We start from the raw sequence: 23,778 nt of genomic DNA, 5'->3' as shown, positions 1-23,778 counted from the left end.
TAGGTGCTAGTCGTGGTGGCGGATTCGGTAGCTGCCGGCGAGGAGGGGCGCATCGAGGCGGCGCGCTTCGTCGAGAGCTGCTTCGGGGCGTCCGCCCGCCAGGGGGATGGTGCGCTCCCGGCTGCCGACGGTGACGGCGCGCAGGTAGCGGCGGAACAGAGCAGCGGCCAGGCGGGGCTTGCGGCTGGCCGTGATCGGCGGAGGCGTGCGGGCGAGTTCGTGAGGGACGGAAGGCTCCTGGGAGGTGAGGGGGCCGGCCCCGGCAATCACCGAGGCCGGCGGCTGGCGGGTGGTCAGCGTGTACGGCGCGATCGGACCGGGTGAGGCGCGGGAGGCGGTGGCTGTCGGCGGGCTGCGTGTTCGGCGAGGGCGGCGCGGTAAGCGGTGCCGCCGAAGAGCCCGGCGCCGATGTCGACGGTGTATCCGGCACGGGCCAGCAGGGGCGCGGCCCGGTCGGACAACGACTTCATGGCGATCTCGTCCATCTCGTCGGGGACTTGATGCCAGACGTCGCCCAAGTCCTGGTGCCGGGTGAGCCCGAGATCGTCGAGCAGCGCCAGGAGCGGCTCGGGGGCACCGGTGCGGGTGTCGACGTAGATCGTTCCGTCGCGGTGGTAGAAGGTGACGTCGACGGTGTACTCGTCGGCGAGGCTCACGGGCGGCGTGCTCCTGCCGGACGTTCCGCGGCACGCACAGCGGGCGGCGGGGTGGGGGCATTGCGAGGGAGCCGGGCTGTTACGGCGGCGGTGGAGGCGACGGGATCCCAGACGTCGTCGTCGATGTGGATGACGTATCCGGCCTTGTGGGGCCAGGGCACCGCATGGGTGGCGGGCTGCTTCTTCGTGGCCTCATTGCCGGGGGTCATCGGCCCCGGTGAGGGGAAGCGACGGTCGGGCTCGGTGGCGAGACGGGCGTGGTGCCCAGGGCCGGCCGGGTCTGCGGATGACGCAGTACGGTGTCGATGCCCAGCGCGGACAGACGCTCTCCGGTGGCGCGCACGGCGGCGGCCTGATGGGCGGTGTCGTCCCCGGACAGCACGAAGACGTTGCGGTCCGGGGCGAAGACGAAGCCGTTCTCGGTCAGCGCCTCGGTGATGTCCGCACGGTCGGGCTGGTCGACGACGATGGCTTCACCGGACCAGGTCATCACGACGCGTTCGGACTCCGCGTGCTGCGGTGCCGCGGGCCGGGCGACGTTGTCGTGGACCTGGGCGAGGGCTGCGTAGTACCGGGGCAGCAGGTCCTGGGCGATGTGCTCGGCCGCGCGGAACGGATCGGCGTCGACCGTGATTCCGTCGGGCTCGCGTACGCCACGGAATGCCTCGTCCGGTGCGTCGTCGGGGGCGAGGGCGGCGATCAGATAGCCGTCGCCGTGCCCGATCGGGTCGGCGACGAACAGGCGGGTGCCGTCGTGGCGTTGCAGTACGGCGCAGTGGTCTACGGCGTGCTTGGCGAGGGCGTCGGCGACGTCGTTCATGTCCCATACGCGGTCGGTGAGGGCGCCGTGGTCGTTGTCGCCTCCGCGGTCGGGGTGGTACGTGCTGGTCCAGGCGCCGGGCAGTTCGCCGGCCAGGATGGTGGCGAACGAGGCGAGGCTGGTGTCGGGGGTGGGGTCGTGCATGGGCTCCTCGGAGGGGAAGGGGCGGGTCAGCGTCGTGGGCGTGCCGGGGCGGTCGCGGCGGGCATGGCGACGGGGCTGGTGGCCAGGTGCGGCGGAGGTGGCGGGCAGGCGCAGACGGCGGATGCTTCGCGTTCGTCCGGGCTGACCTCGGCGGTGCATGCGCGGCGGTGGGGATGGTCCTGGTGCCGGTCGGCGAGGTCGTTGCGCATGTGCGTGAGGTCGGACCACAGGACGCCGAGTCGGTGTTCGGCGAGGTACTGCAACTGCTTTGCGGTGTGCGGATCGGATGGTTGGCCGAGGTCTTGGTAGAAGGCGGCGGTGGCCGCGAGCACCTCGCGCAGGGTGATGAGGACGCCGTCGTGGGAGGCGGTCAGTTCGGTCAGGACGTCGGCGACCTCGTTGCTGGTGGTGGCGTCGCGGATCCGCTCGGCGAGGTGGGCGACCTGTGCGCCGAGCGGCAGGTAGTGCGGCTCGCGTGTCTCGGTGTCGAAGGCGTCGTCGGTGTCGACGCCGTAGTTGACGGCGCGGAGCCGGGCGACGGCGCGGGTGGCGAGACGTTGCTCCTCGGCTTCGTCGAGGCCGACGGGCAGGCGGTGATAGGTCTCGTGGAGGCGGATGACGGGGATGAAGCCGGTGCGCTGAAGGATGCTGTGGGCTTCGGGATCTCCGCCGCGGGCGAGGACTTCCCCGGAGTGCTCGTCGCGCCCCAGGGTCAGGTGTCGGTCGGCAAGGGCCAAGAAGGTGTTCTTTCAAACGGATCGGTGGGCGCGCCGGGTAGGGCCAGGCGGAGCGGGTGGGGCAACCACCGGCGGTGAAGGGGGCGTTGGCCGAGCGGGGGATGCCTGACGGGCGGCAGGCAGAGCAGTGGCCACGGAGTCGAGGTCCTGCTGGATGCCATGGAGGCGTCGGGCGATCAGCTCCAGCTGGTGTGCGCTGTCGGGACCGTGCCCGGCGGGCAGGCGGTCGAGACGGTAGGCCGCGTGCTCGACGAGACCGCGAACGGTAGACAGCGGCCCGGAGTTCTCATCGGCCAGTTGCCGCAGCAGCCCGGCGAGTTGAGCGGTGGCGTCAATGGCAAACGTCGGCCGGGCGCGTTGTGCGAAACGGGCGGCCTGCTGCGGATCCGGGCCGTCGCCCGGCGTGGGCGAGATCAGCCCCAGCTCGGTCTCCAGACGCCGGCTCTCGGCGGCCAGACGCGACGGGTCCAACCAGCGTGAAGCCCATGTGCCGTCGGCTCGAATGAGGTTGGCGAGCAGGTCGATACGGCCGGGCTGCGCCTGAACGGCGATCCACCGGCAGCCGTGCTCGTCTCCGGGGTGCTGGACGTCTGCGGCGCGGGCGATCCGGTGGGCGATCTCGGCCCACTCCGGGCGGGTGAGGTCGCGGTCGTCCGGGTGCAGGCGCGCCGTCGCGTGCCAGATGGCGCGGCGGTCGCCCTGGGGGCTGGCCGCGAACGGGTGCTGCCAGATCGCATCGTCCAGGTGCTCGGCCCAGTCGGCCGAGGTCCAGGTCCGCTCCTCGTCGTCGAGCGTGTAGGCATCCAGCCCCGGCCAGTGGGCGACCACCGTGTGATCGGTCAGCTCTTCCTCGGTGCTGACCGGTCGGCCCAGAGCCTCGGCGACCGCTTCGTTGGGGTCAATGCCTCGCTCGTGAATGCGAATGATCATGAGTGGGTGGTGTTCCGATTCGCGCTGGCGCGCTTGCTGAGGTCGTACGCGGTGGTGATGAGCGCGTGCTCACGGACCAGGTCGGCCTGAACGGCCGGATCACCGGGCGGCAGCAGATCCAGGGCGTGGACGATGGCGGTGAGTGCTTCGGGGTACTGGCCCAGGCTGCGCCGGGCCGAGGCCATCCGGAACAGCGCGATCGGGTCGTTCAGTCCGCCCTCGGGGAGCAGCCCCACGAGGGCCAGCAGCAGGGCTGCTCGTCCGGGCAGCAGGCTGCCCAGCCACACGCCGTGCAGCAGGACGTGAACGGTCTTGGGGTGGCCGTCGGAGGCGACGAGTGCGCGGTCCATGACGGCCAGGCCGTCCGGGCGGGATTGCCCCAACCGCGAGAAGGCGTACAGGGCCTCGCTGTACGGGTCCTCGTTCAGCACGCTCACCGGCACTTTGTGCATGAGCGCTTCCAGGGTGTGGCAGCGGAAGTCGAAGCGCAGCGTGCTGAGGTAGAGGTGCCGGTACGTCTGCCAGATCACCGGGTCGGCGCTGGAGTCGGTCACGTGCTCGGGGGCGAGCAGGTCCAGCACGCTGTTCTTGGCTGCGCGGGCCTGCCATGCGACGTCGGCGCACACTTCGGTCGACTCCTGCCAGGTCGCCTCCAGTTCGCGCAGGGCCTCGGCCAGACGCACCGGCCACTCGCTGCCGGTGATCTCCTCGATCGCGGCCGACGCCGCACGGGAGAGGGCCACGGCGCGCTCCGGTTCAGATGTGTAGGTCACTGGCCGCCCCGGGCGTCGGCGACGTGGACCACCTGGTTGAGGTGGGTTGTCGAGTACCAGCCGCAGTCGACGTCTTCCTCGGCGTCGGCGAGGCGCGGGAGCAGGTAAGTGCGCAGCGCCTGCTGGTAGATGAGGCAGTCCGGGCAGCGGCTGGAGAGGTGGACGAGGTAGCGCGGGTGCGCGGTGATGTAGGTGCGCTCGCCGCCGGCCGGGTCGTACAGGCGCCAGCCGTCCTCGTCGGTCGGGGTGTGCCACGAGGGGGTGACGACCTTGTAGGCGTCGCCCCACAGCTCGCTGCCGGAGGTGCCCTTGAGGATGACGACCTGGTCGCCGGGCCGGAAGTGGGCGTGGGTGATGTCCCGGGAGGGAGTGACGATGTCACCCGGGGCATGCGGATGGCGGGATGCGGGCACAGCAGGGGTCCTTCCACGAGGCACGCGGGGAGGCGGTGGGAGGAACAAGGATCCGGATGATCCCCGGTTTCGGTAACCGGGGATCGTCGGGTATGCAGCCCCGTGTCCTACCGGAACGGGTTCTCCGTTCCGATGTCGTCGGATGCGGCGGCGTCCAGGAGTTCGGGCAGGTCCGCGCCCTCAGCGTCGCGCTGGTCTATCCACCAGCCGGCGCGGGCGATGGTGCGGATCTTGTCTTCGAGGACGGCCCAGTCGGCCTCGTCCCAGGTGCCCTCGCTCACCAGCGTGCTGTACGCGGTGGTGACGAGCTGGTGACGGGAGCGCTCGCCCCAGTCGAGGGCCTTCTCGGGCCCTTCGAGCGGCGGCATGTCGAACTGCTCGGCCCAGTCGCGGGCGGCCTGCTGCTCCTCGGCGCGCTTGGCGGCGAGCCAGGTTTCCTTGGATTCCGTGTCGGAATCGCGCGCGGCCTTCCAGCAGTCGGTGCAGTCGCGGCCTTCGAGCCAGCGGGCGAATCCGGCGCGCCGGTCGGCGGGGCGGTTGGACAGGTTGTGCGTCACTTCGTGTCCACAACTGTGGACGATTTTCCAGGCGGTACGGACTGCCACGTGGTTGTTCCTGCTTTCTGTCTTCTGGGTCGTCTCAGCGAGTCCTGCGGATGGCGTCTGTGGCCGCCTTGGCGATGGCGGCGGGAGCGCTGGAGGGCCGGGGAAGGTGCAGCAACGTGGTCCCCGGCAAGTGGCGGGACTTCGCGGTGAGGGTGAGCTGGAGTACGGCACAGCCGGCGGCCGTGAGCCGCTCGACGCGGGTGACGGCTTGAGCGGTTTCGTCGGGGGTGTAGACGGCGTCGGTGACGATGACGAGGAGGCGGCCGGCGCCGGGGCGGCTGAGTTCGAGGCCGTGATCGAGCGCGTCCAGGGCGTTGGCGAGGTTGTGACTGCTGCCGTTGGCACCGAACGTTGTCACGCGCTCCGGTGCCCGGTGGGTGGGTCGGGTCAGTGCGGTCAGATGCGTGTCGTAGGCGATGGTGGCGGTGCGGGAGTCGGGGTCGGTCAGGGCTGCTGCGCGTGCCACGATCCAGGCGGCGGATGCGACGGGTGCGCAGGCGGCACGCATGGAGCCGGAGACATCTACTGCGATCCCCACCCGCAACGGCGGGGTGGGGGAGTTCCGGCGGCGGGTCTGGGTGAATGGCTCTGCAGTCGGTATCGATCCGGCGGCGCGCTGGGCGTCGCGGGCGAGGGCACGGCCCATGTTGAGGCGGCCGGGCGGGGTGGGGCTGGTGGTTCGCTCCTCGGTCCGTTCGCGGTAGGCGGCGGAGCGCAGGGCGCGGCTCAGGCGGGAGGCGGCGCTCTGCTCGGCGGCGGTGGGCCTGCGGGTGCCGGTGACCGGGTTGCTGTAGGGCGCCGCTGTACCGTCGGGGTTGACGGTGGCACCGCCGGAGTTGAAGACGGACCTCGCGGTGGCGGCGGCCTGGCGTCGCCGACTGGCCTGCTGGGCGCGGTCGTTGGCCTGAGCCCTTGACCGGGTGGCCATGGCGTTGGTCGCTGCGGCCTGTTCCGCGAGGTCGGCGGCGTCGGTGGCTGCCGTGCTGTCCATGACGACGCCCACGGCGCCGGACAGCAGATCGGTGAGGTTCTCCGGCATGGGCAGGGCGGGGGCCGCGGTGTCCAGAGCGTCGCACCATTGTTGAGCGTGCGCGAGCATGGCCGTGGCGTCGTGGTCGGCGCACTGGTGGGCCGCGGTCCAGATGCGGGTGAGTGTGGCCAGCAGGTTTGCGCCCAGCACCTTTTCGCACAGTTCGGCGACGGCCCGGGTCTCGCCGGCGTCCAGGATGCCGACGTCACGGCGGCCGAGGATCAAGGCCGCTACGGAGGCGGCGTGCTCGACGCCCTGGAGGGTGGGGTGGGCGATGTCGGGCATGATCAGGGTTCGGGCACTGGTGCGCAGGTAGGTGCGGTCCGTGGGCCGCGTGATCAGGTGTGCGCCTTCGACACGGCTCTCCTCCAGCAGGAGGGCGGCCTCGACGACACGGGGGTTCGTTCCGGCCGGCGCCGTCCAGGTGGAGTGGGCAGCGTGCGCGGCCTCATGGACGAACACTCCCCAGGCGTCGGGATACCGCTCCTCGTCGCCCAGGATCCGCGGATGGATCTCGTGGGGCTGAAGCGGGGCGAACAGGCCGGCGTCGAACTCGACCTCGCCCAGCGTGGGGAAATACGCGGCTGGTGCGCCGCTGCGCGTGCCGGGGCGGCAGGTGACGAGGAGGTCCTGGCGTCCGGAGAGGGCGACCAGCCGGTCACCGAGTTCGGCTCCCACGCGCAGCCACGCGGCCGGTGAGGAGCGGGGTTGCGCGGGCGGGGCGCCGTCGTCGTCCCATCGCGTGAGGTCGGCGTCGTCGTCCGGCGTGGTGGCGGCGGACTGGACGTGGTGGTGGGCGCTCATCGGGAGCGGCCCCGGTGCGTGGAGCCGGTGCTGCCCGGGGGCTGCCGGACGGCCGAGGCGGGGAGCTGCTTGCCGAGGGCCAGGGGCGCGACCTTCTTGACGCCGACGGTCTTGACGATGGCGGCGGCGACGGCGTCGCGATCTTCCTCGGGGGCGATGCCGACCAGGTTCGCGAGCGCGGCATTGGTGCCTAGGACGGCCTCGGTCTTCTGGTAGCTGAGCAGCTCCCGTAGCTGCGGGGCCCAGCCCAGCTCGCCGAGTTCGACCTGGTGGGCGAGGTGTCGGGCGACCCGTACCACCCGGGCATCGATCCTCAGCGCCTTGGCGAGGTCGTAGTCCGTGCCGATCTGGATCTGCACGCTGAACCGACTCGACAGCGCTTCCGTCAGAACTGCTCCGTGGACGCCGGGATTGTGGCCCGCCACCACGTAGAAGCCCGGCTCGGCCTTGATGGTCTCGCCCTTGTGGGCCTTGACCTGGATCTGCCTGCGCCCGTCCATCGCGGGATACAGCGCGGCCAACACCATCGGCGAGATCAGGGTGGCATCGTCGATCAGCAGGGCGCGGCCCTCGGTCATCGCGGTGACCAGCGGCCCGTACTGGAAGACATAGCCTCCGCTGTCGGCCTGCGTGTACTCGCCGACCAGGTCGCCGACCGTGGTGTCGCCGTCGCCGGCGACGGTGAGCAGGTCCGGGAAGGCCGCCTCGACCAGGCTCGTCTTGCCGGTGCCCGGAGGGCCGTAGAGCAGCACCGGCACGTCGGCGTCGCGCAGCCGGTTCAGCGCCTCGACGTCGGGCAGATCGGCCAGTTCCCGGGGGTGGTAGAGCTGGCCCCCCGCGCGGCGGATCGGGCCGGTCTGCCTGGGAGGGGCTGCTGCGGTAATGGTCGTGCGGGCCGTGGCCGCCGGGGCGCGGGGGGAGTGGGTGCCCGGTGGGCTGATCACAGCGGTCTGCGCCGCTGCGGCGGTTTTCGCGTTCGCGCGGAACTCCGGTTGCCCGGTTCCTCCTTGGTCGGCCTCGCCGCGTCGCACCAGGGTGAGGGCGGCGTTGCGGACGGCGCCGTGGGAGTGGCCCAGCTGCCTGGCCATGTCCCCGATGGTGAGCGTGTCCGCCGGGCGGTCGGCCAGCAGTCGGGCCACCTTGGCCCGTAGTTCGCCGCCCTTGGTGCGCGCTGGACTGGCAGGCGATCCGGGTGTGGTCAAAACGAGGATCCTTCAACAGGTGCGGGCGGGGTTGGCGATGCGCTGGATAGGCCGGCCGCTCTCGGAGCGGATCACGGGCTGTGCCGGCATCGGCGACCGGGCCAACCGGGGCGTACCGTCGGCGCTCACCGGCTGGCCGGGGACTCGGTCCAGGTGTACGGGGTGGCCGGCGACGAGCAGCTCGCCGGCTGCGGAGCAGGCCCGTGCTTCCGCTCTGTGCCGGGGTCCGTCGCCGGGCAGGAGCTGTCTGGCGTCTCTTCGAAGCCGGACTGGAGCAGGATCCGCCGGGCGGCGGCGTTGTAGCCGGTGGTGGTGATCTCGCCGGTGTTGGTGTGCCGGATCGGTATGAACGGTTCTGCTGGTGCTTCAGGCAAGGCGGGTCTCCTATCGGTGGTGGCGGGAAAGCGGTGGAGCATGGGGCTCAGCGATGCGCGGCATGGGCGGGCGCGCGACGATGCCGACCTCGGCGGTGTGCGGCGCCTGAGACGGCGAGGCGGCGGCGGGCGCCGAGCAGCACCACCAGGCAGGCGGTGGCTCCGGTGGCCGGGAGCGCGGCGGCGTACGGACGCGCGGAGAGCACACCCGCGAGCGCGGTGCCGGCAGCCTGACCGGTGCCCACCGCGGCGATCAGCCAGGCGTACGCCTCGGTGCGGGTGCCGGCGGGCGCGAGCGCATCCACCGTCAGGAACGCACTGGTGACCAATGCGGTGAGGAAGAGCCCCGGCAGCGCCGTGAGCACGGTTGCGGCGTACGGCCCGCAGCCCACGCAGAGCGGGACCCACGCCAAGGCGAACAGCAGGGCTACGGCCACGAGTTGACTGCGCAGATGCCCCGGCCAGGTACGCCGGCCGTACAGGACGCCGCCGACGAGGCTGCCGACGGACAGCGAGGCAGGGATCACCCCGGACAGCAGGGCCATGCCATGCCGGTCGGCCATGGACACGGCCCATACGTTCATCGCGCCCAGGGCGAAGCCGACGCCGGAGACGGCGAGGAACAGCAACCGCAGCCCGCCGTGCTGCAGGGGCCCGAGGAACCCGCCGCCCGCGCATGCACCTTCGGGATGCCACTGCCGGGAGGGTGCGGCGCTGAGCACCACGCTCGCCCCGAGCAGCCCGAGTACCGCGGTGACTGTCAGGGCGGTGCCGGGCCCTTCGAGGGCGGAGAGCGTGGCGACCAGCGGAGGTCCGGCGACGTAAATCAGTCCCTGGGTGCCTGTGTCGAGTGCGAGCACGGCGCGCCGCCGCTCCGGATCTGCCAACACGGCGCCCCACAGAGCACGCAGGTTCGCCTCCAACGGCGGCGTGCTCAGGCCCGCCAGGATGACCAGCCCGGCCGCGGGCACTGGATCGTCGGTGTCCGCGGCGGGCAGCAGCAAGAGGCAGACCGTGGTGATCAGGACAGCGACCGTCGTGACCTGGGTCTGCCCGCGTCGGTCGACCATCCGCCCCAGCGCGGGCTGCCCGATGGCGCTGGCCAGTCCGTACAGAGCACACAGCAGCCCGCCGGTCGCGAGCGAGCCGCCCTGCTCGGCGATCAGCAGAAGGATTGCGACGGGAGCCATGCCGTTGGGCAGGCGACCGATCAGGGTGCCCAGCAGCAGCCGGGCGACATGCCGCTCGGCGAGCAGCGGCCGGGAGGCGGTGCTGGCTGGCGGGCAGCTGGTATCGGAGTTCAACGCGGCGGTGCTTTCCGTGATCGTCTGGTTGGAGCGAACGGGGCTAACGGGTGCGTGCGGCAGTGATCGATGCCAGCGGCTTCGGTGGAGTGAAGGCGGCTCTCTGGGGAGAGTCAGCGCCGTTGGCGCGGCGGTGTGCCGACAGGCGCGGGCTGCGCAGTCATGGCGGTCTTCGCGCGGTGCGGCGTCGATGGCGCGGACGCGGCGGGCGGTGCGGCCCGCAGGTCTGGATCGAGGTCGACGCGGTAGCGGGCGGCTGCGAGCATCTCGGCTGCCCAGGTGGCGTGTTCGTTCTCCCAGGTGCGGCCCAGGTCGAACGGCAGCCGGATCCAGACGCCCCGCAAGGTGGGATAGGTGTCGAACCCGGCCCGCTTGAGGACGCTCGCGGCGAAGCTGTCGACAGGAGCCTGCCCTTCGACTTCGACTTCGCCGCCCTGGCCGCGGGTGATGCGGATCGTCTCGTCGCTCATCGGCTCCGCCCCTTCCCGGCCGTCTGGGTGCGGCCACCCACCGGTATGGCGCCGGGCGGGGGCAGTAGCTCGGGGCGGCTGGTGGTCGGGGCGCCGCGGTGTTGCGGGGAGCGGGTTGTCGCGGCCTGCGCGATGCGGTTGCGGCGTTCCATCAGCCCGTTCTGCACGGCGGGCCGCGGTGGTGACGTGCCGCGGCCGGGGTCGAGGCTGTAGTCCGCCTGGACTTCGTAGCCGTGGCGGCGCAGGTCGTGCACGGCCTGGCGGGTACGGCGGATGCCGTCCTGCTCGGGGTTGGTCAGCCGGTACAGGCCCGGAGTGCCGGGGACGGGCTCGAACTGCTCGCGGACGAGGAACCAGTTCGCGAGGTGCGCGGGGATGTTCGCGGTGGCGGCGGCCACGAAGCCGTGGTCGGGGTGGACGCCGAAGCGGAAGTGGTCAGACAGGTGCGAATTCCTTTCTGGGAGAGGTCAGCGGCGCACCGTTGGAGCGGCGGTTCTGGGTGGCTGTGCGGGACGAGTGGAGAGGGCGCTCGACTACGCGGCGGCCGTACCGGAGCCGTGCAGCGGCAGACACGCGTCGCGCAGGCTGACACCAAAGCGGTGCGCGAACGCTCTCGCCCTCGACTCCAGGTCGTCGTACGAGTCCTGTGCGGTCATCTGCCCGGGGTGCTTGCGGTACCGGTAGACCGGGACGGGCAGCACGACGCCTGGGGCCAGGCAGGTGACCGCGAGAGCGCAGTAGTCCTCGCCCTGGACGAGACCGCCCATGGGGGCCGCGCGCACCAGGTCGGTGCGGGCGAGGAGGGTGGTCGGGCCGAGCGGGATGGTGTCGGCCGGTTCCTTCCAGTACCGCCATACGTCCCCGGCCTCGTGCCGGCCCGGCGGAGTCGGGGGCCTCCACAGGGTCGTGGTCCCGTCGGGGTGGAGGTCCTGGCTGTATCCGGCGCACCAGCCCACCCCGGTCTCCTCCAGGGTGCGAAGTCGCAGCGCCATGGCAGAGTCGGTGAACTCGTCATCGTCATCAGCCCAGTTGACGTATTCAGTCCGTACCTCGGTGAGCGCGAGGTTCCGGGCGCAGGCCGCGCCGACCGGGCGCGGCAGGACAAGGGCACGGACGCGCGGGTCGTTGGCAAGCGCAGCGGGAAGGTGGACGGGGTCAGCGCCGTCGAGGGCGACGACGGCCTCCCACGGCACGCTCTGACGGCACAGACTGGCGTGCATGGCCGCGAGAAAGGCAAGGCGGTCCGGGCGTAGTTGGGTGGCGATGACCACGGTGATCTTCGGGCGCAAGTGCGGGAGCAGGGGGTTCTCCGGGCAGGGCGGCGGTCAGGGAGGGTACGGGTGCCCGGTGCTATCGGCGGGCGGCCTTGCGGGGAGCTGGCGCCGATGTGGGCGGGGCGGTGGACAGGTGTGGCTTGCTGCGGGGCGTAACGATCGGTGCGGGGGACTGCGGGTGCCATGCGCCGGGATCGGCGAGGATGCGGCTGCGCGGGTCGGTGTCCCACGCGATGGTGGGGCCGCGGTTGTACGCCTGCAGGGCGATCACTTCGATGCCGTGCGGGTGCAGGACATACGCTCACTCCAGTTCGTCGGTGCCGTCCTGCGTGATCAGCTCACGCTCGGCCGGGGTGCCGTCCGTGCGGATCACGTCGGTGATCTGACGGCTGGGGTATTCGTCGCCGCCGGTCAGGGCGCGGCGCAGGGCGGCGGGAGCGCCGTCGAGAAGGTCGGTGCCCAGCTCGCTCCAGCCGTGATGAACGTCGTCGATCAAGTGGCCGGTCATGGCTTCCAGGTCACTGGCGAACCGGTGTTGATAGGCGGCCAGGAGCAGCGGGAGTTTGCTGTCGGGTAGCCGTCGAAGTGGACGTACATGCCGGCGTAGCCGTCGGGGGTGGGGCGGACGATGACAGATCGGGTGGACAGGTCGTTCTCCTGAAGCGGGGCCGGTCAGCGCGCGCGGGGGCGCGCCGGCGCTGCCGGGTTGGGCGACAGCGCGGGGGCGGGTATGGCTGTGCGCGCGGTGGTCTTGGGCGGGGCGGTGAGCCGGTCGGCGGCCTGGTGGAGTCGTGCTCCGGCCTGGTTCAGCCGCCCGCGGGTGCTGTCGAGCCGGGCGTGCAGCAGGGCCCGGGTGGACTTGAATGCCGTACTGCGCTGCGTCGAGCGGGGCGCGCCGGCGAGCTGGTGGAGGGCGCCGGCGTGGGCGACGGCGTCGCCGAGGTCGGCCAGGGCGTGCCCCAGGGCGGCAACCGTGAGCGTGAGTTGGGCGACCGTGCGGCGGATTATATCGGCTTCAGGGGCGCGTCCGCGTCGTATGGTGCGCGCGGCGAAGGCTGCCGCGGTGGTGAGGTGGGTGATCAATCCGGCGACGTCGCGGACGCGGTCGTCGAGGTCATCGAGGTTGTCGACGCCGGAGTGCACCGAGACGGTGAGCGGCAGTTCGTCGGCCGCGTTGTGGATGCGCTCGGCCAGCGAGTGCAGCTGACTGACCTGGTCGTAGGGGAAGGGCAGGTGGGCTCCTCGGGAGGGTGCGGCGGGTGACGGCGCGGTCAGCGGGCTCGGGGACCCGGACGTCCGGGTGTCGGGAGCGGGCATTCGCGCTTCTGCAGATCCCTGCCCCCGGGGTCCCTCTTTCCAGCGATGGCAATGACCACAAGTGACGCCCTAGCATGTCGGCTACTGCGGAATCAGGGACTTCGGGGGCTCCATGACACAGACGCAACTACCCGCAGCGAGCAATACCATTGACGTGAACGTGCCCAGCCTGGCCCGCATGTTCGACTTCCTGAGAGGAGGATTCGACCACTTCGCGGCAGACCGGGAAGCGTGCCGACGCCTCCTGGAGGCCGTTCCCGACTTCATCGAAGCGGTCACCATCAGCCGCAGCTTCTTGCGCCAGGCCGTTCTGATGCTGTGCCGGGACCTCAAGATCCAGCAGTTCATCGACTTCGGCTGCGGCCTGCCGCACGGCGAGAATCCCCACCGTGTGGCGTGGCGGGTCAATCCCGACGCTCGTGTTGCCTACGTTGGCAACGACCCGACGGTCATCGCCCATGCGCGTGCCACTTTGGACGAGAGCGACAACGTCACCGTCCTGCGTGAGCACGTGCAGAACACCGACCTCATCCTCTCTGACCTCCGAGAGAGCCGTTTCATCGACTTCGAGCGGCCTGTCGCTGCCCTGTTCGTCTCCGTTCTCGACTGCTTGAGCGACGGAGACGAGCCTGCTGCACTGGTCCGCACGGCCGCAGACCAACTCCCTCCAGGCAGTTGCGTGGTCATCTGCCACCTGGTCAGCAGCGATTCCCACGCGGCCGCCCACATCACCCACTCCATGCGCCATGCACTGCAAGGCCGATGGGGCCGGGTGCGCACGCCCGAGGAAGTGGAGTCCTGGGTGAACGGCATGCAGCCGGTGGGCCCGGGGTCCGGAGATGTCAGCCGATGGCAGGCACCCACTGCGACACCGCGGTCGCGCAGCTCGGGCTGGGTGCAGTGGGGCGGCGTGGCGCGCGTTTGACAACATTCACAATCACGTGGGGGTGCGTCGGGGGCGGCCGGAGCGGGTGTCCCTGCGGGCGGAGACATCGGGGCTCTCGCGCCAGACGCCTGACGCGGTGGCGCGCGCCGGTGGAGGGCTTTGTGCGCGGGAGGGGTGCTCGCCACGGCGTCGTGAGCGTCGAGGGGATGTGGCTGCCTTGTGCCGGGGTGGTCATACAGCCGAGACGTCCCGCGCTCATCGCGGCCCGTATGTCAGGCCCCGAGGGAGTGCCGAGGTAGCGCACGCTGCACCTCCCCGACGCCACCGCAGGCCGTCACCCGGGCGAAGGCGCGGTCAACGGTGATGGCTGCGGACGGCCGTGGGCACGGGCGGCGTGCTCGTGGGCGCCGGAGCGGGCACGGCTCGCGTCCGGGGCGCTTGCCGGGACGGGGCCTGGGAGGCCGTCACCTGCCCGTATGCGCGGAGGGCTTCTCTGAGGTGGTCGACGGCATCGGCCCGGCGTGCTGCGAGGATGTCGATCTGTGTGCCGCTGTTCTGCAGGACGCCGAGGGAGTTGATCGACGTATTGCCGGAGGCGGCGCGTGTCAGAGTGGAAGCCGCGCTCTGAGCGGCGCCGGCGAACTGCTCGTGCACATGGTCCAGATGGCGCGCGGCCGTATAGACCAGGTCGGCGAGGACCAGTTCTGGGCCGTCATCGTGAAGATGGCCGAGGGCTTGAGGCGAGGCGCCGAGGGTTTCGTGCACCATCCGGGAGCCGGGGCCGGCGGAAGGTGGAAGGTTGACTGGATTCTCGATGGGGACGTCCACGGGTTCGGGGGCGGTGGGCACGTCTCGACCGGGTCAATGCATACGGGCATCCGTGTCGAAGAGCGCCAATTCGTGCGCGTGCAAAAGATGTTGAACGATGAAGGATCTTCCGGCGACCTTCCACAGGCCCCGTCCGCGGTTGAGGTGGGAGATGGCGTCCGTTTCCACGGACGTGAGTCCCAGCAGTGCTGCTGCGGCGTGGAGTTGGTCGGTTTCCTGCCGGTAGATGATGCGGGTGGAGCAGTCGGCGAGCAGGCCCTCGGCCAAGGCGCGTCCGCGGGATCCGGCGTCGCCCGCGGTGAGCAAATCGCTGAGCCGGTGGATGACCATGAGGTTGGCGATGCCCAGGCCGCGGCTGAGCTTCCACTGCGACTGCATTCTCGCGAGCAGGCCGGGGTGGCGCATCAGGCGCCACGCTTCGTCGTAGACGATCCAGCGTCGGCCGCCGTTCGGGTCGGACAGTGCCGATTCCATCCACGCGGAGGCGCACGTCATCGCCAGCACCAACGCGGTGTCGTCGCCTGATCCGCCCAGCCGGGACAGGTCGATGGTCAGCATCGGCGAGTTGGGGTCGAACGCCACGGTGGACGGGGCGTCGAACATGCCGGCGAGATCGCCGTGGACGAGGCGGCGCATGGCGTGGGCCAGGTCGCGGGAGGCGTCGCCCAGGCGGCCGGACATGACGCCGCCGGCCCGGTCGAGTTCGTCGGGGTCGTTGAGGGTGGCGGCGATGTCGCCGAGCAGCGGAGTACCGCCGCTCGCGGCGGCGCGGGTGACGACGGCGTCCAGGGCGACGTCGAGCCCGGTGTGCTCCATCGGCAGCAGGTCCCGCCCGAGCACGGTGCGGGCCAGCGAGCCGAGCAGCAGCAGCCGGCGCTTGCGGATCTCGCCTGCCCAGTCGGCCTCGGAGACACTGTTGGGCTTGGGGGCGGCGTCCAACGGGTTGAGCTTGCCGGGCAGCCCCGGCCCGAGAGCGATGGACGTTCCGCCCAGCGTCTGGGCGACAGGCGTCCATTCGCCCTTGGGGTCACACGGGACGTAGACGCGGTATCCGAAGGCGATTGACCGCAGGGCGAAGCTCTTGGCGAGCGCCGACTTGCCCTGCCCGATCACCCCGGCCAGCAGGACGTTCGGGTTGGTGAAGCCCTCGACCTTGCCGTACAGCGCGAACGGGTCGAAGCAGAAGCTCGCTTCGGCGTGCACGTCGCGGCCGATGTAGATGCCCTCGGCCCCCAGCCCGCCCTCGGCGAGGAACGGGTATGCCCCGGAAGCGGTGGCGGTGGTCATACGGTGGGTGGGCAGCCTGATCCTGTTGTGGCGTGAGGATGCAGGGCCGGGCCGACCGGCCGGAGGGAAGAGCGGCGCCGGCATCTCCTGCTCCTCCATACCGAGGCTGCTCGCGTGGGCTGCTGCTTCGGTGCGGGCCTTCGCGGCGGCCTCGGCGAGCTGTCGACGTGCGGCCTTGCGGGACGCGCGGTCGGTGCCGTGCGGGGTGAACAGAGGGCTGGCGCTGGCGCGTGGGGCGCGGCGCGCGGGCCGGTGATTCATAGTGCGGGGGCCTTAGGAAAGTTGGTCATGCAGGCGAGGGTGTTACACGGTGGGGGAAGCGGAGAACAGGGTGGTCCGGTAGCCCTTGCCGTCGTTGTTCCAGTCGAGCTGGATGTTGCCATCAGCCAAATAACGGCCGCTGCCGGCCGAGTACTTGAGGACCGCCGTGGTGTAGGAGCTGTTGCCCGCCGTGTTGCCGTGCTCCAGCTTGTACTCGATGCCGTAGGAATTCTTGTACTTCACGACCGGGTCCGGGCCGCTCACCGACTTCTTGATCTGGAGGTGGTATCGGGCGCCGTCCAGGACGTCGGTCTGGTTGACGAACCAGACAGGGCCGTCCCAACTCACGTGTGCGTAGGCGTAGATGACTCCGCTTACGCGCTTGGCGCACGAGGTGACCTTGAAGTTGTAGTTGTCGGTCACGGGGCCGCTGTAAGCGGGGTCGTCGACCGAGGCGCTGCTGGTGGTGCAGCGATAGTCAGCGGCGGCAGCCGGGCCGGCGGTGGCCAGTGAGACGGCGCCGATGGCGGAGGCCAAGGCGAGAGCGGCAGAGAGGGGGCGCTTCAGGGTGGGCATACGGTCCTTTCGGGAGGGCTACTTGGTGCAGGTCGTCGTGTGGCCAGGCGCTGGAGTGTTCAGGTCGCTCGGCGTGGTCTTGCGGCGTACGACGTGGCCGGCGGCGAGGTGGCGCTGGCAGATGGTCAGGACGGGCGGTCCCTCGGGGAGCCGCTCGGGCTGGCAGTCGGTGCCGGCCGAAGACGTCTCCGCCGCGGGCAGGAGGTGGAAGGCGTCGTGGACGGCGGCGGTGGCCTGCCACAGCCGGGTGCGCGCGGTGGCGAGCTGTCGGCCGGCGGCGGGATGCGGGGGCCGGGTGGTCTCGGCGAGCTGGTCGAGCAGCTGGTGCAGTGCGGTGAGGTGGCCGTGCAGCACATCGAGGTGCACACGGTCCGCGGCCGAGGCCGGCAGCTCGTCGCGGTGAGCGAGGGTGCGGGTGTGGTGGCGGATGCCGGCGCTGGCGGCCCGCAGGTACGGGTACGCGTCGCCGACGGGGATGGCAGAGGTCAAAGGGGGAAGGGTTTCTTCCTGCCGCGGCGGCAGGACATCGGCGGGTGGCCTGCGCAGGGGCTAAAGAGCCGTGCGGGCGAGGGGGAGGGCGCCGAGCGTGAACGCATCGGGCTGCTGGTAGTTGAGGCGCCGCAGGTCGACCTGGGCGGTGACGGCGGCGGTTTCGATCTGGGCGCAGGCGGCGTCGAGGAGGGCGTCGGTTTCGGCGGACACGGTGAGCAGTCCGGTCAGGGCGACGTCGGCGTGCCCGGCGATCAGCTGGCGCTCGCGGGTTTTGACGTCCGCGTACTCGACGCTGTCGGCTTCGGAGTCGACCTGCCCGCGCCGCGAGCGCTCGTTCGCGTCGGCGATGATCGCGGCCTTCTTGCGCTGCACGTCGCGCATCGCGGACTCGAGCCCCTGCGGCACATAGATCAGGGACAGGGTGCGACGGACACCGGCAGTGAACATCAGCCCGTGAAGGAAACCCGGGCTCGTTTCGGTGCGTGGCCAGTCCTCGACCCAGTAGGTGGCGTGGCGCGCGGAGTCGGTGGCGAGCCGGTCGAACTCCTCGACCTGGACCACCGGGCCGGCGGCGGCCGGGTCGGCCTCGGCCCGCCCGGACTCCGACCACTGCTGGAGCGCGGAGAGCGCCCCCGGGTCGTAGGCGGTGCGGATGACGGCGGCGATCTCGCGCGCGGAGAGCCAGCCGGTCACCATCAGTCCGGCGCTGCGGGCGGCCTGGGCGATGGAGGACGTGGTCTGTTCCATGACGGTGAAGGCGCCGGGCAGACCGCCGCCGGCCTGGCTGATGAGGTGCTTGGCGGCCTTCAGGTCGAGGGAGATCGCCAGGTATGCCTCGTGCGGGGCGGCGGCCGGTCCGGCGGAGGCGACCAGCTCGCTGTAGACCTGCCCGGCCACGCGTGTCTCGGGGTGGCCCTGCTGGCTCCAGTGCCGGGCGAGGGTGTCGCCGGAGTCGGGGACGGTGCGCTCCAGGACCTGCACGGTGGCGACGTGTCCAGTGCGGGCGATGCCGGCCAGGGCCCGGCCCCAGCCGGCGACGTTGTGGTTCTGCGTTGCCGGGTCCAGGAGGGCGAAGGCCCGGCTGGAGACGCGGGCGATGGCCGTCAGGGTCTGCTGGTGCGGGTCGTGGACCGCAGCAGCGCCGTTGGCGGAGTCGCCGGGGGTGACCACGCGCAGGGAGGCGGCGCTGCCGGGCAGGTGCAGGACGCCGTCCTGGCGAGGGCGGGTGACGGGCCGGGCGAGCCACAGGGTCTGCCCGGTGCGGCGCCGCTGCGTGAAACGCAGCACGATCGGCGCCCAGTCGATCAGCGAGCGGCCGTGCCGGCGGATGGCGACCAGGGCGGCGACCACCGCCCACACGGGCGTCAGGACGATGGCACCGAGCAGCCCGGTGGACACCACCGTGACCAGCAGGAGCGCCAACGCGCCGGAAACCAGAACGAGTTGAGGTAGAGAGAGGCCGAGCAGGATGCCGCGCCGGGAGCGGTGAGGGAACTTGACGGTGAGCGGGGTGACGGTGAGATCAGACAAGGGCCGTTCCGATGGTGCGCGGGCGGTGGCCGGGGCGGCACGCGGCGAGCAGAGCGCAGCGCGTGCCACCCCGGAGTCGGGCAGGGGCTACAGGTCGGCGGGCGGGGGCGGCGGTGCCCCAGTTCCGCCAGAGGTTTCGGAAGCGCCTGCCGAGTTCGGGGCCGGCGGGGCTCCCTGCGGCGGGGGTGTAGAGCTCCCGGAGCCGGGCTGCGACATGAAGCCGCTGCCGCCGCTGGGGGCCGATCCGGAACTGTCGCCCCCTCCAGGGGCGCCGCCTACCTGACCGCTGGTGTCGTCACTGGGGCTGGTCGGGGGCGGCTGCACGGCCTTCTCCAGACCGGTCTTGAGGTCGGCGCCCCCGGAACCCTGGGAGCCTTGGCTTTCCTGGCCGCCGCCTCCGGTGGGGTTGGCGGCGATGTCGCCGGGGAATCCGCCGCCCGCGGCCTCGGGGCCCTGGGCTGCGCCGGCTCCTGCTGCCGCGCCGCCCGCTCCGGCGGTGGCAGCTGCGGCGGCCTTGCGGCCTGCCCTCTCGGCGTGCTGCTTGGCGAGCTGCGCTCCGGCGCCTCCGGCCCGGTGAATCGACTCTCCGTCGGTGCCCTCGGCGGCCCAGTGGACGAACTTGAAGGTGGCGTACGGGCACAACAGGACCAGCACCATGATCACGATGCCTGCCATGACGTCGGCGAGTGCACCGAGGCCGTCCTTGGCCTCTGTCTTGCCCATGGCGGCGATGCCGAGGACGAAGATCACGGTCATCAGCAGTTTGCTGACGACGAGGGTGGCGGTGGCTTCGATCCAGCCGCGCCGCCAACGGCGGGCGGCCTCCCAGCCTCCGCCGGCGCCGGCGAAGATCGCCAAGGTGGCCATGACGAGGATGCCGACCTTGCGGACCATCATCACGCACCAGTAGAGGAACGCGCCGATGGCGGCGCCGAGCCCGGCGAAGACCGCGACCAGCCAGCCCATGCTGGACACGGCACCGATCTCGGAGACCTTCACGATGCGGCGCACAGCCGTTTCGATGGACAGGTGTGAGACTTTGAACAGTCCGTCGCTGAGTGCGTCGACCACTTCGATGGCGACGGTCGTCAGGGCGATCGCGGCGAAGGCGAAGATCACGCCGCTGGCGGTGCCGGTGAACGCCTGCGTCAGGGCCAGTCCGTCGCGTCTGACGGCGGCCCGGATGAGCTGTGCGCAGAACGTGCCGACCAGGATGATCAGCCCGATCGGCAGCAGCATCTCGTAGTTGTCACGGAACCAGCCGGCGTTCAGGTCCACTTTCGTGGTGGCGTTGACGGCCTTCGCGGCCAGGTCGGCTGCTGCTGCGGCGAGTTCACCGGCGCTCTTGGCCATCCAGTCGCCGATCGCCTTGCCGGGGTCGGAGGCGAAGTCGACGGCGTCGCCGACGGCGCAGAGTTTGTCCGCTACGGGGAGATCGCAGAAACCCAAGGGAAGCGGGCCTCCTTATCTGTCGACGAGGTGGGTCACTGCGTGACGCTGGGGGCGATGGCGGCCAGGGCGCAGTCGTGGTTGGGCCGGCACTGCACGGCGAGGGTCACGGCGCGGTCCTCGGCTCCGCCGCCGCCCTTCTTCCACTCGATCTGCTGCTTGCCGTTGACGGTGACGACGTAGACGTACGCCTCGGTGATCGCGGACGGGTCCTCGGCAAGGGCCTGCTTGAACGCGCCCGGGTAGTGGGCTTCGGTGACCGTGGCGGTGGCGCGCTGGTCCTGGTCGGCCATGCGCGACCACAGCAGCGGGTCGGGTACCTGGCCGGAGACGGAGGCCCAGTCGTTGTACTTGGTCTCCTTGGTCATCCACGCGCGCATGCCTGCGAGTTGCTGGTCGCGGTTGGTGTCGCGGGTGTCGTACGACCAGAGCATCTGCGCTGCCGCCTTGGCGAAGGCGACCGGTTCGGCGATCTGCGGGGGTTTGGGTACTGACCCCGACCCGGCCGAGGGCTTCGGTGCGGCCTCGGAGGGCGAGGAACTGCTCGCCTGCGAGGGGGTGTTGCCGTCGTCGTGGTGTTCGCCGCGGCCGGTCAACCAGGCGGCGGTTGCGGCGAGGAGGAGCAGCGCGGTGATGACCAGGGCGCCGACCGCGATGCGCTTGTTGGCCGACCAGGTCACGCCGTATTCGGACAGGGAGGGGAGTCGCTTCTGCCTCAATGGACCTGCGACCCCAGGCCGGAGAAGAACTGAACCACGCCGTTCGCGGCGCCCAGGCCGAGTGCGGCGCCGGCCGCGACGACGGCGCCCTTCTTGCCGTTGGCCTCGGCCTGGTGGCCGCCGGTGTGGTGGCCCCAGGCCCACACACCGAGGGAGACGGCGAGGGCGCCGACGACGGCGATGATCCCGAACATGTTGATCGAGCTGACGACGTTCTTCAGCACGGTCAGGCCGGGGAGGCCGCCGCCCTTGGGCTTGATGCCGGGGTCGTAGGCGAGGAGGACGGCGGCGCGGTCTGCGAGAGGTATGGGCATAGGTGTGGCGGGGCTCCTTGCGTGTGCGGGCCGTGCAGGGGCCAGCGGAAGGGAGGAAAGAGGAGGGGTGCGCACGCGGCGCGAGAAGGGGGCCCGGCGGGCGCGGCCCGGGAGATGGCCCGGCGGCGCGTGGCGTCAGAGGACGCGGCGGACGGCCAAGATGTCCCAGTCCTTGATCGGTGTGATCCGGACCGGCTTTGATGTGCGCGGCGCCTCGATGACGAGGCCCTCGCCCATGAAAAGACCGACGTGTTCGGGCCGGGCGGCCGTGCCGCGACTGAAGATCAGGTCGCCGGGTTTGAGGTGTTTCGCCGAGACGGCCTTGCCCTCATTGACCTGCGTGTACGTGGTGCGGGTGAGCTTGACGTCGGCGTGCGCGTACGCCTGCTGCATCAGCGAGCTGCAGTCGCAGCGGCCCATCGGGTCGGGGCCGTGGGGGTCGGTGCAGGAGCCGCCCCACTGGTACATGGTGCCGAGCTGGTGCATTGCCCACTTGATGGCCTCGCGGGCCTTCGGGTCGGCGTCCTTGGGGATCTTGTATCCCTTCGGGACGCTGCCCTCGGGGATCCGCCCGAAGGAGGTCCCGTCCTTCTCGGGAGCGCACCCGTCGGAGCTGGACGCGGCATCCTTGTGCTTGTCCTTGGCGGGCTCGTCCTTTTCGGCGTTCGGGAAGGTGGCGGCGATGGCCTTCTGCAGCGCGGTGGCGAGGTCTTCCCATTGCGCGTACGCGTCCGGGTAGCCGGACTTCTGCACGGCCTGGGCGGCCTGGGTGACCTTCATCTGCTGCCAGCCGTCGACCTTCAGCAGTGCCTTGTAGAAGCGCTCGGAGGCGTAGACCGGATCGCGGATCTGCTGCGCGGTTCCCCATCCCTGGCTGGGGCGCTGCTGGAACAGGCCCAGCGAGTCGCGGTCGCCGGAGTTGAGGTTGCGCAGCCGTGATTCCTGCATCGCGGTGGCGATCGCGATGATCTGCCCCTTCTTGGGGACGTTCAGGCTGATGCCGGTGGCCACGATGGTCTGTGCGTTGGGGATCTGCTCGGCCGGCAGGTCCAGGCCCTGGATGTGGACGCTCTTGGCGGATGCGCCGTCGAGGATCTTGGTGACCTTCTTGGTCACCTCGTCGGTGTCGATGCCGGTCAGGCATCCGCTGAAGGATGCGGTGGTGGTGGCTTCGCTGGAGGACGCCAACATCATGGCGGTGCCTGCGAGCAGGAGCGGAGAGAGGAGGACGACGCCGATGCCGGCGGCTATCCCCTTCAATCCGGTCCGCCTCCCGGAAGGCGGTCACGGTCCGGCGGACGGATCGCGGGCAGGGGAGGGTAGAGCGATGTCACAGCGAGGTCCTTGGTGAAGTCCCGGCGGCGCGTGCGTCGTTGAGGAAAGGGCGCGACGTCCGGGGTGGTGGGTAATTCGGGCGGCCCGGGTGCTGTTGCGAGTTGCCGCTCGCACCGGCACCAGGCGGTGAGTCAGGTGTGCCAGGACACGGAGATACCTCCACGAAGGCAGGGGCGGGGATGCGCCATCGGCCGTGTCGGCCGGGCAGTTCCAAAACAGTACGGTCGGATCCCCGGTTGCCGAAATCGTTCGTGATCAAGGCTCTATTTCGGGGTTCTCGGCGGCAATAGCGCTCAACCGGGGATCGTGCCCTACAGTTTTGGCTCCTCCCCTCGCCCCCTCACATCGCAGACCGCGGAGACGTCCTCCCGTATTCGGTCCCGTGGGGTCATCCATGCGAGCTGGAGCGTCTCTCCCTCGTCTCACACGACCCGAATTGGGGTACACCTTTGCCTTTTTCCCTGCACCAGGGCGACGCGCTCAGCGTCCTCGCCGAGCTGCCGGACAACTGCGTCGACTCCGTCATCACCGACCCGCCGTACAACAGCGGCGGGCGGACGGCGAAGGAGCGCACGAGCCGGTCGGCGAAGCAGAAGTACACCTCGGCCGACGCCTCTCACGAGCTGGCGGACTTCACCGGCGAGAACATGGATCAGCGGTCGTACGGCTTCTGGCTGACGCAGATCATGACCGAGGCGCACCGGCTCACCAAGGTCGGCGGGACCGCGCTCCTGTTCACCGACTGGCGCCAGCTGCCCATCACGACGGACGCGATCCAGGCCGCCGGCTGGCTGTGGCGCGGGGTGCTGGCCTGGCACAAGCCGCAGGCCAGGCCCCAGAAGGGCAGGTTCACCCAGAACTGCGAGTTCATCGTCTGGGCCTCCAACGGACCCATCGACGCCGCCCGCAACCCGGTCTACCTTCCCGGCCTCTACAGCGCTTCGCAGCCCAGCGGCAAGAACCGGCAGCACATCACACAGAAGCCCGTCTCCGTCATGAGGGAGCTGGTGCAGATCGCCCCGGAGGGCGGCACCGTACTCGACTTCACCTGCGGATCCGGCTCGACCGGCGTCGCGGCACTCCTGGAGGGCCGCGACTTCATAGGCGTCGAGAAGACCAAGCACTACGCCGAGATCGCCGCCGATCGCCTCACCGAAACGCTGCAACAGGCCCTTTCCCACGATGACTTGACACTCACTGTCTGAGACTGGCCCCGCGGCGCGGCGCGGCGCGACGCCCGCCACGTTC

Annotated in this window: 29 protein-coding genes; 2 read left to right on the top strand and 27 right to left on the bottom strand. The window is 70.8% G+C overall.

From position 1 onward, the window contains the following. Positions 1–6: 6 nt before the first annotated feature. The 18 genes from ACZ4E1_RS29965 to ACZ4E1_RS29880 form a co-directional block, all read right to left on the bottom strand. Positions 7–270: a hypothetical protein gene (locus ACZ4E1_RS29965; protein ID WP_467545295.1), complete on the bottom strand. Its 264-nt coding sequence runs from the start codon at positions 268–270 to the stop codon at positions 7–9. 23 nt (positions 271–293) lie between these two features. Further along, a complete protein-coding gene (locus ACZ4E1_RS29960; RefSeq protein ID WP_467545291.1) occupies positions 294–656 on the bottom strand; it encodes a hypothetical protein in 363 nt (120 codons plus the stop codon). Further along, the gene (locus tag ACZ4E1_RS29955; protein WP_467545289.1) at positions 653–865 is read right to left on the bottom strand and encodes a hypothetical protein; all 213 of its coding nucleotides are present in this window, start codon (positions 863–865) and stop codon (positions 653–655) included. The genes ACZ4E1_RS29960 and ACZ4E1_RS29955 overlap by 4 nt, the downstream gene beginning before the upstream one ends. Further along, positions 862–1,620 carry a hypothetical protein gene (locus ACZ4E1_RS29950; protein ID WP_467545286.1) on the bottom strand — a complete coding sequence of 253 codons (759 nt, stop codon included), beginning with the start codon at positions 1,618–1,620 and terminating at the stop codon, positions 862–864. The genes ACZ4E1_RS29955 and ACZ4E1_RS29950 overlap by 4 nt, the downstream gene beginning before the upstream one ends. Before the next feature lie 26 nt (positions 1,621–1,646). Beyond that, positions 1,647–2,357, bottom strand: coding sequence for a hypothetical protein (locus ACZ4E1_RS29945; RefSeq protein ID WP_467545284.1), 711 nt, complete (start codon positions 2,355–2,357; stop codon positions 1,647–1,649). Between the two features lie 12 nt (positions 2,358–2,369). After that, a complete protein-coding gene (locus tag ACZ4E1_RS29940) occupies positions 2,370–3,287 on the bottom strand; it encodes a hypothetical protein (protein WP_467545282.1) in 918 nt (305 codons plus the stop codon). Continuing rightward, the gene (locus tag ACZ4E1_RS29935; RefSeq protein ID WP_467545280.1) at positions 3,284–4,030 is read right to left on the bottom strand and encodes a hypothetical protein; all 747 of its coding nucleotides are present in this window, start codon (positions 4,028–4,030) and stop codon (positions 3,284–3,286) included. Before ACZ4E1_RS29935 ends, ACZ4E1_RS29940 begins: the two co-directional genes overlap by 4 nt. Before the next feature lie 26 nt (positions 4,031–4,056). Further along, positions 4,057–4,473 (bottom strand): hypothetical protein, encoded by a 417-nt coding sequence (locus tag ACZ4E1_RS29930; protein ID WP_467545278.1) that lies wholly within the window; start codon positions 4,471–4,473, stop codon positions 4,057–4,059. 107 nt (positions 4,474–4,580) lie between these two features. Next, the gene (locus tag ACZ4E1_RS29925) at positions 4,581–5,030 is read right to left on the bottom strand and encodes a hypothetical protein (protein WP_467545276.1); all 450 of its coding nucleotides are present in this window, start codon (positions 5,028–5,030) and stop codon (positions 4,581–4,583) included. 82 nt (positions 5,031–5,112) lie between these two features. Next, positions 5,113–6,912, bottom strand: a complete 1,800-nt coding sequence (locus ACZ4E1_RS29920) for a hypothetical protein (RefSeq protein WP_467545274.1) — start codon at positions 6,910–6,912, stop codon at positions 5,113–5,115. Then, positions 6,909–8,051: an AAA family ATPase gene (locus tag ACZ4E1_RS29915; RefSeq protein ID WP_467545355.1), complete on the bottom strand. Its 1,143-nt coding sequence runs from the start codon at positions 8,049–8,051 to the stop codon at positions 6,909–6,911. Before ACZ4E1_RS29915 ends, ACZ4E1_RS29920 begins: the two co-directional genes overlap by 4 nt. Positions 8,052–8,239: 188 nt before the next feature. Then, complete coding sequence (locus tag ACZ4E1_RS29910; protein ID WP_467545353.1) at positions 8,240–8,461, bottom strand: hypothetical protein; 222 nt, start codon at positions 8,459–8,461, stop codon at positions 8,240–8,242. 74 nt (positions 8,462–8,535) lie between these two features. After that, entirely contained in the window at positions 8,536–9,792 is a 1,257-nt protein-coding gene (locus ACZ4E1_RS29905; RefSeq protein ID WP_467545273.1) for an MFS transporter, read from the bottom strand. A gap of 113 nt (positions 9,793–9,905) precedes the next feature. Then, entirely contained in the window at positions 9,906–10,262 is a 357-nt protein-coding gene (locus ACZ4E1_RS29900; protein ID WP_467545270.1) for a hypothetical protein, read from the bottom strand. Next, positions 10,259–10,660, bottom strand: a complete 402-nt coding sequence (locus ACZ4E1_RS29895; RefSeq protein ID WP_467545268.1) for a hypothetical protein — start codon at positions 10,658–10,660, stop codon at positions 10,259–10,261. Before ACZ4E1_RS29895 ends, ACZ4E1_RS29900 begins: the two co-directional genes overlap by 4 nt. A gap of 135 nt (positions 10,661–10,795) precedes the next feature. After that, complete coding sequence (locus ACZ4E1_RS29890; protein ID WP_467545351.1) at positions 10,796–11,533, bottom strand: glycosyltransferase family 2 protein; 738 nt, start codon at positions 11,531–11,533, stop codon at positions 10,796–10,798. 304 nt (positions 11,534–11,837) lie between these two features. Continuing rightward, a complete protein-coding gene (locus ACZ4E1_RS29885) occupies positions 11,838–12,044 on the bottom strand; it encodes a hypothetical protein (RefSeq protein ID WP_467545266.1) in 207 nt (68 codons plus the stop codon). 164 nt (positions 12,045–12,208) lie between these two features. Further along, positions 12,209–12,853 (bottom strand): hypothetical protein, encoded by a 645-nt coding sequence (locus tag ACZ4E1_RS29880; protein WP_467545264.1) that lies wholly within the window; start codon positions 12,851–12,853, stop codon positions 12,209–12,211. A gap of 112 nt (positions 12,854–12,965) precedes the next feature. Between ACZ4E1_RS29880 and ACZ4E1_RS29875 the strand changes: the two genes are divergently transcribed. Continuing rightward, positions 12,966–13,778, top strand: a complete 813-nt coding sequence (locus ACZ4E1_RS29875; protein ID WP_467545262.1) for an SAM-dependent methyltransferase — start codon at positions 12,966–12,968, stop codon at positions 13,776–13,778. Positions 13,779–14,093: 315 nt separating this feature from the next. Here ACZ4E1_RS29875 and ACZ4E1_RS29870 read toward each other — a convergent pair whose 3' ends face one another. The 9 genes from ACZ4E1_RS29870 to ACZ4E1_RS29830 all read right to left on the bottom strand — a co-directional run bounded on the left by ACZ4E1_RS29870 (position 14,094) and on the right by ACZ4E1_RS29830 (position 22,455). Next, positions 14,094–14,507, bottom strand: coding sequence for a hypothetical protein (locus tag ACZ4E1_RS29870; RefSeq protein ID WP_467545260.1), 414 nt, complete (start codon positions 14,505–14,507; stop codon positions 14,094–14,096). A 93-nt stretch (positions 14,508–14,600) separates the two neighbouring features. Beyond that, on the bottom strand, positions 14,601–16,115 hold the full coding sequence (locus tag ACZ4E1_RS29865) for an ATP-binding protein (protein WP_467545258.1): 1,515 nt from the start codon (positions 16,113–16,115) through the stop codon (positions 14,601–14,603). A 42-nt stretch (positions 16,116–16,157) separates the two neighbouring features. Further along, entirely contained in the window at positions 16,158–16,691 is a 534-nt protein-coding gene (locus ACZ4E1_RS29860) for a hypothetical protein (RefSeq protein ID WP_467545256.1), read from the bottom strand. 18 nt (positions 16,692–16,709) lie between these two features. Beyond that, complete coding sequence (locus ACZ4E1_RS29855; RefSeq protein WP_467545253.1) at positions 16,710–17,180, bottom strand: DUF6238 family protein; 471 nt, start codon at positions 17,178–17,180, stop codon at positions 16,710–16,712. Between the two features lie 60 nt (positions 17,181–17,240). After that, a complete protein-coding gene (locus tag ACZ4E1_RS29850) occupies positions 17,241–18,713 on the bottom strand; it encodes an SCO6880 family protein (protein ID WP_467545250.1) in 1,473 nt (490 codons plus the stop codon). Between the two features lie 87 nt (positions 18,714–18,800). Next, positions 18,801–20,162 (bottom strand): SCO6881 family protein, encoded by a 1,362-nt coding sequence (locus tag ACZ4E1_RS29845; protein WP_467545248.1) that lies wholly within the window; start codon positions 20,160–20,162, stop codon positions 18,801–18,803. A gap of 35 nt (positions 20,163–20,197) precedes the next feature. Beyond that, the gene (locus ACZ4E1_RS29840; protein ID WP_467545246.1) at positions 20,198–20,842 is read right to left on the bottom strand and encodes a hypothetical protein; all 645 of its coding nucleotides are present in this window, start codon (positions 20,840–20,842) and stop codon (positions 20,198–20,200) included. Positions 20,843–20,877: 35 nt separating this feature from the next. After that, positions 20,878–21,195, bottom strand: coding sequence for a DUF6112 family protein (locus ACZ4E1_RS29835; protein ID WP_467545244.1), 318 nt, complete (start codon positions 21,193–21,195; stop codon positions 20,878–20,880). Positions 21,196–21,330: 135 nt separating this feature from the next. Then, positions 21,331–22,455: a C40 family peptidase gene (locus ACZ4E1_RS29830; RefSeq protein ID WP_467545242.1), complete on the bottom strand. Its 1,125-nt coding sequence runs from the start codon at positions 22,453–22,455 to the stop codon at positions 21,331–21,333. 524 nt (positions 22,456–22,979) lie between these two features. Between ACZ4E1_RS29830 and ACZ4E1_RS29825 the strand changes: the two genes are divergently transcribed. Beyond that, positions 22,980–23,735 carry a DNA-methyltransferase gene (locus ACZ4E1_RS29825; RefSeq protein ID WP_467545240.1) on the top strand — a complete coding sequence of 252 codons (756 nt, stop codon included), beginning with the start codon at positions 22,980–22,982 and terminating at the stop codon, positions 23,733–23,735. The last annotated feature ends 43 nt before the right edge of the window (positions 23,736–23,778 follow it).

The organism is Streptomyces sp. NPDC025806, assembly GCF_055558275.1.
This window is presented reverse-complemented; position numbering and strand designations above follow the sequence as displayed.